The sequence below is a fragment of the Streptomyces sp. SID3343 genome (genome assembly GCF_009865215.1).
Taxonomy (GTDB): Bacteria; Actinomycetota; Actinomycetes; order Streptomycetales; family Streptomycetaceae; genus Embleya.
Genome location: NZ_WWJX01001563.1, coordinates 1 through 11,795 on the forward strand (window position 1 = coordinate 1; position 11,795 = coordinate 11,795).

11 protein-coding genes and 1 pseudogene are annotated in these 11,795 nt (G+C 70.1%); 4 read left to right on the top strand and 8 right to left on the bottom strand.

Annotated features, from left to right (window positions below):
* Window positions 1-260: 260 nt before the first annotated feature.
* Window positions 261-1,043 (top strand): annotated as a pseudogene (locus GT354_RS50135) (glycosyltransferase 87 family protein); the annotation flags it as partial.
* A gap of 408 nt (window positions 1,044-1,451) precedes the next feature.
* Here the strand turns inward: GT354_RS50135 and GT354_RS50140 are convergent.
* Complete coding sequence (locus tag GT354_RS50140; protein ID WP_202513177.1) at window positions 1,452-2,567, bottom strand: medium chain dehydrogenase/reductase family protein; 1,116 nt, start codon at window positions 2,565-2,567, stop codon at window positions 1,452-1,454.
* A gap of 316 nt (window positions 2,568-2,883) precedes the next feature.
* Entirely contained in the window at window positions 2,884-3,642 is a 759-nt protein-coding gene (locus GT354_RS50145) for an SDR family oxidoreductase (RefSeq protein WP_161364891.1), read from the bottom strand.
* 149 nt (window positions 3,643-3,791) lie between these two features.
* Here GT354_RS50145 and GT354_RS50150 point away from each other — a divergent pair, with 149 nt between their 5' ends.
* Window positions 3,792-4,445, top strand: coding sequence for a TetR/AcrR family transcriptional regulator (locus GT354_RS50150; protein WP_161364894.1), 654 nt, complete (start codon window positions 3,792-3,794; stop codon window positions 4,443-4,445).
* Between the two features lie 151 nt (window positions 4,446-4,596).
* Here GT354_RS50150 and GT354_RS50155 read toward each other — a convergent pair whose 3' ends face one another.
* From GT354_RS50155 to GT354_RS50170, 4 genes are all read right to left on the bottom strand, one after another.
* Window positions 4,597-5,058: a PPOX class F420-dependent oxidoreductase gene (locus GT354_RS50155; RefSeq protein WP_161364896.1), complete on the bottom strand. Its 462-nt coding sequence runs from the start codon at window positions 5,056-5,058 to the stop codon at window positions 4,597-4,599.
* Between the two features lie 75 nt (window positions 5,059-5,133).
* Entirely contained in the window at window positions 5,134-5,805 is a 672-nt protein-coding gene (locus GT354_RS50160; protein WP_202513178.1) for a hemerythrin domain-containing protein, read from the bottom strand.
* A 301-nt stretch (window positions 5,806-6,106) separates the two neighbouring features.
* Window positions 6,107-7,171, bottom strand: coding sequence for a cytochrome c oxidase assembly protein (locus GT354_RS50165; protein ID WP_161364898.1), 1,065 nt, complete (start codon window positions 7,169-7,171; stop codon window positions 6,107-6,109).
* A 450-nt stretch (window positions 7,172-7,621) separates the two neighbouring features.
* Window positions 7,622-8,446 carry an alpha/beta hydrolase gene (locus GT354_RS50170; RefSeq protein WP_161364900.1) on the bottom strand — a complete coding sequence of 275 codons (825 nt, stop codon included), beginning with the start codon at window positions 8,444-8,446 and terminating at the stop codon, window positions 7,622-7,624.
* Window positions 8,447-8,795: 349 nt separating this feature from the next.
* On the opposite strand from GT354_RS50170, the gene GT354_RS50175 reads away from it, so the two are divergent.
* Complete coding sequence (locus tag GT354_RS50175) at window positions 8,796-9,260, top strand: hypothetical protein (protein WP_161364903.1); 465 nt, start codon at window positions 8,796-8,798, stop codon at window positions 9,258-9,260.
* 286 nt (window positions 9,261-9,546) lie between these two features.
* On the top strand, window positions 9,547-9,996 hold the full coding sequence (locus GT354_RS50180) for a phospholipase (protein WP_161364905.1): 450 nt from the start codon (window positions 9,547-9,549) through the stop codon (window positions 9,994-9,996).
* A 49-nt stretch (window positions 9,997-10,045) separates the two neighbouring features.
* On the opposite strand, the gene GT354_RS50185 is transcribed toward GT354_RS50180, so the two are convergent.
* Both GT354_RS50185 and GT354_RS50190 read right to left on the bottom strand, forming a co-directional pair.
* Entirely contained in the window at window positions 10,046-10,849 is an 804-nt protein-coding gene (locus GT354_RS50185; RefSeq protein ID WP_161364907.1) for a hypothetical protein, read from the bottom strand.
* A 135-nt stretch (window positions 10,850-10,984) separates the two neighbouring features.
* A complete protein-coding gene (locus tag GT354_RS50190; RefSeq protein ID WP_161364909.1) occupies window positions 10,985-11,653 on the bottom strand; it encodes an alpha/beta hydrolase in 669 nt (222 codons plus the stop codon).
* Between the last annotated feature and the right edge of the window lie 142 nt (window positions 11,654-11,795).

Here is an 11,795-nt window from a genome sequence, read left to right on the forward strand (position 1 = left end):
CGGCGCCCATGCGGTCCCGGCCTCCTCGACACCACCTCGATGGCCCAACGTCATCCGGCGGTCCGGGTCGGCCCCCGGGTTAGCGTCGTCGGATGAGACGCTCCATCCGGTTCGGCATCGGCCACGTCGAGCGAGCACGCACCGCGCCGGGCCGCGCCTACGCCGAAACGCCCGTGCAGCGGCGGATGGTGGTCTGCGCCGTGGCGTGTGCCTGTTCGGTCCTCGTCTACTTCGTCGTCCGGCACCTCACCCACCCCTCGATGGTCGATCTCGTGGTCTACCGCGTCGAGGGGCTGGCCGTTCGCCAGGGCATCGACCTGTACGGCCCACTCGACACGCCGCACGGGCTGCGGGCCACCTATCCGCCGTTCGCCGCGCTCGTCTTCGTGCCCCTGACGTATCTGCCGAAGGCCCTCGTGTTGGGGCTCGGCGTCGCCGCGAACCTGGTTCTCCTGGCGGTCGCCGTTCGGCTCTCGATGCGCCTGGTGGAGACCGAGGGGCGCCCGCCGGCCGTCGTCGTCGTACCCGCGGTCACGGCTCTCGCCATCTGGTTCGAACCGGTGTTCACCACGATGCGGTACGGGCAGGTCAACCTGGCCGTGCTCGTCCTGGTGCTGTGGGACTTCGTCCGCCCGCCCGGGGCCCGGCTGCGCGGCGTGGCCCTGGGTATCGCCGCCGGGGTCAAGGTCACGCCCGCGATCTTCATCGTGTATCTGCTCCTCACCGGCCGCCGACGCGAGGCGACTACGGCCGTCGGCACGGCGGGCGCGTCGGTGGCGCTGGCCGCCGTGTTCCTGCCCGGCGCGACCTGGCGGTTCTGGACCGACCTCGTCTTCCTCCCGGAGCGGGTCGGACGCCTGGAGAACGCCGCCAATCAGTCCGTCCGCGGGCTCCTCACCCGGGTCACGCGCACGCTCGATGTCGGCGTCGGTGAGACGGTGGCCGTGGTCGTCGTGGGGGTGCTGGGCATGCTGTGCGCCGTGGTCGCCCACCGCCGCCGCGGGGACGCGTGGGGGCTGCCGGCGTGCGCCGTCGCCGGTCTCCTCGCGAGCCCCGTCTCGTGGAGCCACCACTGGGTGTGGTGTGTGCCGATCGGGCTGCTGCTGTGGGCGGCGCTCCGGGGTCCGCACACGGGGATCCACACCGTGCTCTTCGCCGGCCTGATCGTCTTCCCGAGCTTCATCGTCTGGTCCGTGCCGCACCACCCCGGTCAGGAATGGCACCTGAGCCACTTCGAACTGCTGCGCTCCTTCTGTTACGTGGCGTTCGGCGTCGCCTTCCTGCTCTTGGCCGTGCTGCCCGCGCCGCCCGGCGAACCGCCACCGACGCCCGAGGCCGGCCGGGTGGGCGCCGGCCGCGTCGGACGTCTTGAACATGTTGGTCATCCGGCGCCGGGCCCGCCGGCCGTGCCCCGACGGGCGGCGGAAGCCCGAGTGACGCCGGTTCGTCGCCTACGGGCGGGTGTCGGTCGGGTGTTCGGGATCCGGTACCAGGACGACCTTGCCGGTCACCGTTCCGGACTCGGCCAGGGCCATCGCCTCACCGGCTCGGGTCAGCGGGATGCGGGCCGCCACCTGCGCGGTGATGGTTCCGTCGGCCAGTAGCGCGAAAACGTTGGTCAGGTCGGTGCGCAGGCGGGTACGGAACGCCTCCGCGCGGCGCTTGCCGGCCCAGACGTTGAAGAAGTGGGTGTGCCGACCGTTGGGCAGCAGGTTCCGGATCTGGAGGCGGGCGATCAGCTTGAGCACCGGAAGCCGGGAGGAACCGGGCTTGTTCTTGGTGGCCGCGGTGCCGTAGGAGACGAGCGTGCCGCCGCGAGCGAGCAGCTTGAACGAATCGACGATCGAGTCGCCGCCGATGTGGTCGAAGACGGCGTCGACCCCGTTCGGGGCGAGCGCGCGCACCAAGGCGGGCAGGTCGGGGGCGCGGTAGTCGAGCGGGACGGCTCCCAGATCACGCACGGCCTGGTGGTGACGCGGAGAGGCGGTGCCGATGACCCGCACCCCGGCGTGCCTCGCCAACTGGACGAGGGTCGAACCCACGCCGCCGTTGGCGCCGTGGACAAGGATGGTCTGGCCGTTGCGGATCCTGGCCCGGCGGTGAAGCATCTGCCATGCGGTGATGCCGTTGACGACGACCGTCTCCGCTTCGGCCGGGTCGATCCCCGCCGGCACCTCGACCAGGTCCGCGGCCTCCACCACGGCGTGGCTGGTCCAGCCGCCCACCTTGGTGAGGGCGGCGAACCTGCGGCCGACGAGTGCGGTGTCGACGCCGGGGCCCACCCGCAGGACGGTACCGACCAGGTCGTAGCCGGGGACGAACGGGAAGGCCGGTTGGTCCCAGTACTTGCCCCGGCGCATCTGCTGCTCGGCGAACGAAACCCCCGACGCCTCGACGGCCAACAAGGCCTGGCCCGAACCGGGCGCCGGCATGGGGCGTACCCGAACCTCCAGGCCGGAGGTCTCGACGATGCCGGGGAGAACGATCTCGGTGGCGAGGTCCACGTCAAGGTCGGGTCGGGGGGCGATGTCGGGGCCGATGGCGAGTGGGTGTGCGTTGGCGGTCATGGTGGAACCTTCTTTCGAGGTTACTGCTCGGTGCTTGCGTTATACCTTCTAACGACAGAATGAGCCTGTAAATTTCCGCTGTCAAGGGCTCGGGGCCGACCCGGTGTGCGGGCATGCCGAAGCACCGGACGGGGGCGGCGTTCGCCCGTCCGGTGCTTCCGGTCGGTTTTCGACTACACGATTGCTCGCCGCGGACACGTCGCGGTTGTCTCAGAGCCCGGTGCAACTGCTCGGGCACGCACACCACATACGCTGCCGGCCGGCCGTGCATCGGGGCCGTCGCCGCCTGCGTCTCTGCAGGCCGTCGCCCGGTCGCTCAGAGGAGGGCGCCGCCGGAGACCTCGATGCGCTCGGCGGTGACCCAGCGCAGGCCCTCGGAGGCCAGCGTGGCGATGGCGTCGCCGATCTCCTCGGGTTCGCCGACGCGGCCGAGCGCGGTCTGTCCGGCCAGAACCCGGCGCATCCGGGCGTCGTCCCGCATCGCTCCACCGTTGAAATCGGTGGCGGTCGGTCCCGGGGCGATGGAGTTGACCCGGATTCCGCTCGGGCCGAGTTCTGCGGCGAGGGTGCGGCTCAGGGCTTCGACGGCGGCCTTCGAGGCGGAGTAGACCGAGGTGGCGGGGCTGGTGTGGCGGGTCAGTGACGTCGAGACGTTGATGACGCGGCCGCCCTGGGCCAGCAGTGGCACAAGTGACTGGATGAGAAAGAACGTGCCCCGGACGTTGGTGCCCATCACCGTGTCGAAGTCGTCGACCGTGACGTCCTCCAGCGGTCCGAAGATCCCCACTCCCGCGTTGTTGACCAGGATGTCGAGCCGCGAAGCCCCCCAGCGCCGGAGCTGCTCGCTCAGTTCGGAGGTGAAGGACGCGAAAGAGGAGACGTCGCTGATGTCGAGCCGGAGAGCAGCGGCGGTCCCACCCACGGCCTGCACCTGTTCCACCGTCTTCTCGGCCCCGGCCACATCACCGCGGTGGGTGACCACGACCCGCACCCCACGTCCGGCCAGAGCGATGGCCGCGCCACGTCCGAGGCCGCGATTCGCACCGGTCACCAAAGCGATCTTGTCGTTCGTCATGAGCTGTTCCTCCACCACTCGGCTACCGGAATCGATCCGGGCGCCACAGACAGGAGGCGAGTCACTCGACTCGCCTTACCCTCGTACCGTAGGGAGGACTGCCGAGGCGAGTCAAGTGACTCGCCTCGGGTCTGCGGCATACTGTCCGCATGGCAGCAGAACTCTCCGCGCACCACCGCAGGCTCGCTCGGCAAAAACGCGAGGCGATCACCACCGCGGCCACAGAGCTGTTCCTGGATCGTGGCTACGACGGCACCTCGCTCGCGCGGATCGCCGAAGCGGCCGGGGTCTCGAAGTCCACCCTGTTCAAGCAGTTCCCCACCAAGGCGGCCCTCTTCGAGGCCATCGTCACCGAGTCCTGGCAGCGCGACGCCGGCGACGCTGCCGAGCGGCCACAGACCGGAGATCTGCGCTCCGGACTGACAACCGTCGGCCACCGCTACGCCGACCTGATCGGCCGGCCCGGCATGACGGCCCTGTTCCGGATCGTCATCGCCGAACTGCCTCGGTTCCCCGAACTGGGACGGATGCAGTTCCAGCTCGGCAAACTGCCCTACTTCACTTCCGTCCAGCACTACTTGGAATCCGAGCACGAGGCGGGCAACGCCGATGTCCCGGACGCGGCGAGCGCCGCGAACCAGTTCCTCGGCATGATCGCCAACTACGTCCTGTGGCCGCGCATGCTGCTGACCGACTGGAAACCCGCAGCCTCCGACATCCACGACGCCGTCGAACAGGCCGTCCAGACCATGGTCGCCAGATACGCCCCGACCCGCCTGCCCGACCCGAAGCCGGAACGTTGACACCGGGCCGCAATGGGGTTCGCGGCGGCTCGAATTGCATCGGATCCGATGGTGCTTGCCGACAGGGTTTGACAAGGTCCTCGACCGACCGGCAGCCGGCCTCGTGCCCGCTGCCGGCCACTCGCCTGTACCGATGTCCCGCGAGGCCGGATCAGGACTCGCGCGCCGCTTGCCACGCGGCCAGGTCTTCGAGGCATTGGCCGTACACGCGGTCGACCCCGAGGCGAATCATCAGGCGGCGTTCCGCGACCATCAGGGCGCGGTACGCGGGCCAGTCCGGGTGTTCGCCGGTGCTTGCCCGGTAGTGGGCGACCTGGTCCTCGACCGCGGCGTCTTCCGGATGCTCGGCCACCGGGCCCAGTTCGACGGTGCCCTCGGCGACCGTCCAGGCGTAGGCGTCCGCGCTGGTGACGTGGAACGAGGCGCGCGGGTCGCGGAACAGATTGCGGGCCTTGGCACGATCGGCGGTGACCGAGACGCGGAGTACGTCCGTGGTCGGGTCGTAGACGTAGTTGACGTTGGACAGTTGCGGTCGGCCGTCACGCTTGTGCGTCGCCAGGACGCCGATCTCGCGGGTGGGGAAGAGGTCGCGCAGGCTCTGTTCACGGGACACGGGTCGCTCCTTGCGAGTGGTGAAGTGGTGAGTGGTGCAGTGGTGATGGGGGAAGTACGGGCGAACGCCCGGGTTTCAGCCGCGGACGCGGCGGACCATGCGGGCGTACATCGGGCGGCCGAGGACCGCCCACGCGATCCGGCCCACGAGGGGCAGCGAGCCGAGGAGGCGCGCCCGCTCCTCGGCGTCGGCGTCCTCCAGCACCACGCCGAGCAGCATCAGCAGCGTGGGCTTGTCGGGCATGCTCGCCACGAAGTGGTCGCCCAGCGCGGCCCATTCCTCGGCGGTCAACAGCCGGGCGGCGAGCGGCAGCAGTTCGGCCTCCTCGTCGTCGAGGTGCTCGATCAGCGCCGCGCGGTGCTCCACGAGTGCCGCCACGAGCGCGTCCCGCCGACCGGCGTCGGCCGTCCTCGCCCACGCCGCGATACCTTCCCCCGCCGCGGCGAGGGAGCCCGCGACCCGCTCGTGCTGCGCCTCCATCCGCAACACGACCTCGGCCTCGAGGTCCACGCGGGCCAGCAACGGCGGCCACAGCAGCAGGTCCTCGCCGTGGTGGTGGCTGTCCAGGCCGGTGCGGTACAGCTCGAAGTGCGCGGCGAGCACCTGGGCCCGCGCCGTGTCACCGGGTTCCACCGCCGCGATCAGCTCGGCGAGCAGTCGCGACTCGCGCCGCAGGCCGCGGTGCACGATCACCATCTCCTGGGTGTCGAAGGCGGCCGGCGTGGCGGGGGAGTGCGAGGTGGTCATGGTCGTGGTCCCTTCCGAGGTGGTCCCCGACTCTCCGCGTCGCCGGGCATGTACAGAGCTTGGACCGGCGGCCTTGGAGAAATCCTGGAAGGAACATGGAGCCCGCAGGCGCGCGCTCCAAGTCGTGCGGGGTGCCTTCGGCGGGAGCGGCGTCGGCCTGTTCGCGGTTCGGGCAGCGATCGAAGACAGGGCGGCGCGGCAGAGCCGACGACCCGGTGCGGTGCTTCCTCGGCGTTCGGCGGTCGGCCGTGTCACCGATTCGGCGCGCGGGCCGGGCGGGCGGCCGGTCGGTGTCGGGCGGTCAGCCGTGGGTGCGGCCGTAGCGGTTGGCGAAGCGGGGGTCGGTTTCCCACCACGGCGGCATCATTTCCGGGCCGTCGTCCTCGGGGGAGTTCGTGGTGCCGAGGGACTTCGCGGTGTCGGTGGTGTTCGCGGCGTCGGGGGACGCGGATCGGCGCGCCTTGCGGCGGTCGGCGGCCCGGGCGTCGAGTTCGCGGTCGATCTCGGCGGCGTTGTGGGCGTCCTCGCGGATCATCCGGATCAGCAGGATGGCCAGGAAGGGCAGGCCGGCCGCGTCACCCGTGAACCACAGCGCGCCGCCACCGAGAACCTGATCGCGTTGCAGGGACGGACCCCACGCGCGGGCGATCGCGGTGTAGTGGTCGCCGGCGATCAGGTGGTTGCCGAGCATGATGTACAGACCCAGTGCGCCGTCGAACACCACCTCGACGAAGGTCAGCCACATCGACACCAGGTGCGGATAGCGGCGCGGTACCGGATCGGCCTGCACGCGCGTCCAGAAGTACACCGCGCCGATCGCCACCAGGACCAACCTGGTCACGTGCGGCAGCGCGCCGCCGTGCAGCGTCGCGGGATACCAGCCGCTGAGATACAGCACGAACGGAGTCAGCACGAACACCGCCGACGGGAACAGCGGGAAGGTCAGTCCCACCGCGAGCCTTCCGCGCCGGATCCGGCCCAGCCTCGCGACGGCGGCCGGCGAGAGGTTCTCGCGCAGCAGGGTCAGCGGTGCGCCCTCGGCCAGGAACAGCGGGACGACCATCAGCAGCAGCATGTTCTGCACCGCGCGCGGCCAGAAGAGCACATCCTGGTAGACCCCGAGGAACGACATCGTCGCGAGCACCCACATGCCCAGGCCCAGGCCCACGAAGTAGCCGGTGTGCGAGGGCCGCCACCTGCCGCCCCGCGCGCGGACGCGGCGCACGCCGACCAGATAGGCCGCGCCGAGCAGGACCGCGGCCACCGCGGTCAGCGGCTCGAAGGTCCACTCCGTGACGACGCGCGTCCCGTCGAAGGGGGGCACGTGGGTCGCGTGCGCGACGGCCGACGCGGTGGGGGAGGACATGGCGGCTCCGGAGGCAGGGGAGGCGCGGCCGAGCATGCCCCGGTAGACGGACGGGGCGGCCGAGTCGCAGGGTCCGGGAGAAATCGGGCGGACCCACGGCGGTCGACTGTACGCCCGGCGCAGTCGGGCGCGAGCCTCCCCCCGCCTGGCCAATCATGGGCAATTCGGGGCCATTCGCCCGGATTTTCAGCCGTATTCGGGTTCGCGGCAGTGTCCGCGTCGAGAGCTTGAGGCCCGCTTGGCGGTCCCTTGGCCTCGCCCTTGCCGGCCCACGACCGGCTCATGGGGTGCTTCGGAGTCGGCGGCGCCGGCCGTGTCGGTCGGTGGGCATCGCGCTCGGCGGGGGCGACCCGACGGCTCGCCGTCGGGGTCCTGGTGAGTGCGCGGTGATGACGGACGGACGACCGAGTCGAGCACCCCTCAATCGAGCACCCCTCAGTCGAGCACCCCTCAGTCGAGCACGGTCAGGAGCTGCTTGCCGAACTGCTCCGGGTGTTCGGTGCATCCGACGTGTCCGCCCGGGAACTCCACGATGTCGGTGCCGAGGAGGCGCGCGAGCCGGGTGGCCGGTCCGTACAGCGGCAACTGCTCGCGCGACTCCCGCCCGACGGCCAACACCAAACGCTCCGCGACCGATCGCAGCGCGGTGACGTCGGGCAAGGTCGCCGTGAACGGGCACAGCACGTGTTCCAGGAAGACGGGCAGGTTCGCGTGCATACGCGGAGCCATCTCCCTGATCCCGGGAGCCAGTTCGGTCGGCCGATCGGCCGACCGTCCGCCGAGCCCCGCGCTGAACCGGACCATCGCGGGGCCGACCCCCTCCGCGCGAAAGATCTCGCGCACCTCGGCGAAGAGCGCCCGGTGCGGGGTCGGGTCCGCGAGCAGTTCCACGAGCGGCGGTTCGTGCGCGATCACACGGCGCACGCGCCGGGGGTGTCGGGCCAACAGGTCGAGCGCGACGATTGCGCCCGAGCTGCTGCCGAAGACTGCCGCGCCGTCGAGCGGCGACAGCAGTTCGAGCAGTCGGCGCGCGTCGTCGCTCCAGACCTCGACGCGCTGGTCGGCGGGCGGTCCGTCGAGGGGACTACGGGACAGGCCGCGCGGGTCGTAGGAGACCACGGTGTGGCGGGCGGCGAGATCCGCGGCCATCCCCTCGTACAGTCCGGCGTCGGCCGCACCGCCGGGTATCAGCAGCAGGACCGGGCCGCTGCCCCGCTTTTCGTAGCGAAGGGTGGCGCCGGGCACCTCAAGGGTGCCGGTCGTGGGCTTGCTCATCACGTGTTCCTGTCGTGTTCCGTGTCCATTGGGCAAGGTCTTACTAGGCCCTCAAGGCAAAAACCTAGAGCATCTAGGAAGCGGTCGCAAGATCGAGGGAGAACCAGGAGCCGTCGGCGGCCGAACCGCGTGCCGATTACGGGCGGTTCACGCAGCGGGAGAAACCCTGGCGATGTGGAGGCGGCAAGCGCACTCGGACACCTGACCTCGGAGCAGGTCGAGTGCTGTGTGCGAGTGGCGAAGCGATGGCATTCGGTCTCCGGCCGCTGCCGTGATATCCGGTCGCGGTTGTCGGTGTCGCTGCCTACTCTCGAAACGAATCACGCCGCACCGTTTCGGGGGCACCGCCATGACCATGCCGTACTACACCCACGACCCGCTCGTCCGGCTCGACCGCCACCGGATCGAGTTCACCCCGTACCCCGGGAATCACGACACGCTCGGCTTCGTCGCCACGAAAGCGTCCTGCTCGTGCGGCACTTGGGCTTCGAACCGACCGTGGGAACGCGACGACCATCTGCGCGGCTTCGCGCGGCACATGGGCGACGTGCAGGTCCTCGCCCACACGATTCCCGCGGAGTTCGAGGGGCTCACGGTGGTGGCCCTGCGCTGCGTCGACGCCGAGCACGCACGCGCCGTCGTCCGCGACTGGCCGGCGCACCGGGACGCCGAGCACGGGCTGTTCGGCCGCGACGCGAACGTCTTCATCGCCTACCGCGACAGCGAGTTCCCGTGTGAGGTCGCCGTCTGGGCGCACCTCAACGGACACGTCACCGACATCTACGCCGGCCGCCTGTTGCGCGAAGTGGCCTGACCCACAAGACCTTTCGCCCGTGTACCGGCCCACCCGTTCACCCGTTCACCCGTTCGCTCGTCCGCCCCGTACGACGGGCGAACGCGAAGGGCCGGACGGGTGAATTGTCGGACCGAGTCGGGTTGGACTATGGACGTGTGGTTCCTCCGGCAGGTGGGATGGACTCCACTCCTCGATCTCGCCCGGGTCGTGCTTTTCCCGGTCTCCGGCGGGGAGTTCGAAGTTCGGTCGCAGTTCCCTGCCCCGACGCTCCCTGGTGGAGGTGTCGGAATCCCGGAGGTGTCCGATGCGTCGCCTGACCACCACCCTTGCCGCGACAGCGATGACCGTCGTCGCCGGAGTCGGCGTGGCCTCGCCCGTCCACGCCGTCCCGGCCGACAAGCCGCAAGTCCTGTCCCGTTGGACCCAGACGAGCGCCGACAGCTACAACGCCTGGTACTCCGCCCGTCAAAACCAGGACCCGTGGGCCGCTTACGGCTTCGACTGGTCGACCGACTACTGCAGTGGTTCCCCCGACAACCCCTTCGGCTTCCCCTTCCGGAACTCGTGCGCCCGGCACGACTTCGGATACCGCAACTACAAGGCGGCGGGGGCTTTTCCCGCGAACAAGGCGCGCCTCGACAGCGCGCTGTACGAAGACCTCAAGAGGGTGTGTTCGGGCTACGGCACGGTGACCCGTGCCACGTGCAACGGCACGGCGTGGACCTACTACGAGGCGGTCAAGGTTTTGGGCTGACGGGCCGTCAACCGTCCCCTCCGAGTCGGGTCGGAGGGGACGGCACGCGCTACTTGACGACCTGGAAACCGTGGTGCGCGCCGAGGCTGGTGAGCGAGCGTTGGCCCGGGATGCCGTCGGCGTCGGCGCCGGAGTAGCCGAGTCGGCGCTGATAGGCGGCGTACGCGTCGATGGTCTTGGTGCCGTACGAGCCGTCGATCCACGATGACGGCAGCAACCCCTCGGCGCCGAGGGCCTGTTCGACGATGAGGGTGTCGGTCCGGTGCGAGGCCGAGCCCTGGGGGGCGGCCGGGTCGCGGCGGGCCGCGTCGAGGACGTTGGCGAGGCTGACCTTCGGCTCGGCCGAGCCGCTGCCGCCCCGATAGTCGTGCGGATCGGCCGTGGGCGGGCAGCCGTCGGGGAAGCGGGGCGCGAAATAACCGGTGATGTGCGAGTCGCGCCGGTCGTACACGTGGCTGTAGACGCCCTTGCCCTGGCCGCCGGCAGCACCCGTGGGAACGGTGTTGCCGCCCTTGGTCCAGACCTGGTGGGCGTCGAACCGCACCACGATCTCGGTGTGTTGGCCGTTGCCGAAGTCCACCCAGGCGCCCCAGGACGGGTATTCCGACCACCCACCGTGCGTCCGGGCCCACGCGGCGAAGGCCGACACGTTGTCGACCTTAGGCACGATGTCAGCCAAGCCGACGTCGTTGTACATGCACCAATCGAAGATCACGCACCACGAGACCCCGTCCTCGCCGAACTCGGCGCCCCACTTGGTGTGGTTGTCGTAGCCGTCCGTGGCGTTCCAGCCCTCGTACACACCTTCCGGCACGGACTGCACGTGCGCGATCAGGTCATCCCAAGTCGCCATAATCGAATCTCCCGGCACTGCCTCGTTGTTGCGGTTCTCCTTCCACAGTCGAAGATTCGGCGGAACAATGCCGGCGAATCGGCATGGATTAACCCGTAAGGCCCAATCCGGCCGCGTGCCCTCGTGCTCGAACGGTCAGGTGGTCGCCAAGAGGACCTTCAGGAGCTCGTCCGGGGCGTCCCGCATGACGTTGTGTCCGGAGCGGACGGCGTGCACCCGCCAGGCGGGGTCGTCGAGGAGCCGCCGATAGACCGACTCGAACGGCGATTCGCCGTCCCAGCCCGTGGCGTACACGAAGTCCTTGCGGGCGAACCGGTCGAGGTCGCCGCGCAGGCGCACCGCCTGCATCAGCGACGCCAACGGATGCGGCGTGGCCCGGGGATCGAAGAACGGCAGCGGCTCGCTCGTGTATCCGTCGCGACCGACGCCGCTCAGATACCAGGAGCGCTCCTGATCGTTGACGAGGGACCAGCAGGACTCGCCGTCCCGCGGCACCAGGGCGTCGACATAGACCAGACCGGCCACCCGGTCTTCGGCGCGGTCCGCGGCGCCGGTGATGACCATGCCGCCATAGCTGTGCCCCACCAGCACGGCATCGGTGATCCGTTCGTCCTCCAGCAGGTTCACCACGTCCGTGATGTGGGTGTCGAGGTTGACCGAGGCCGTCAGGAGATGCTTTCGGTCGCCGACCCCGGTCAGGGTCAACGGGTAGGCCTCGTGGCCGTGTTCGCGCAGGCTTCGGGCGAGTGGTCCAAAGGTCCAGGCGCCGTGCCAGGCCCCGGGGACGAGTATGTACGTGGTCATCGGATCTCCTTCTGCGGAGTCGGGTGGTGCGGTGGGTCGACGGTCAGGACGATCTTGCCGGCGGTACGGCCGCTCCGGTCGAGTTCGCGGGCCTCGGCGGCCGGCGTGATCGAGACGTCCTCGAACATGCCCGAGGACTTCG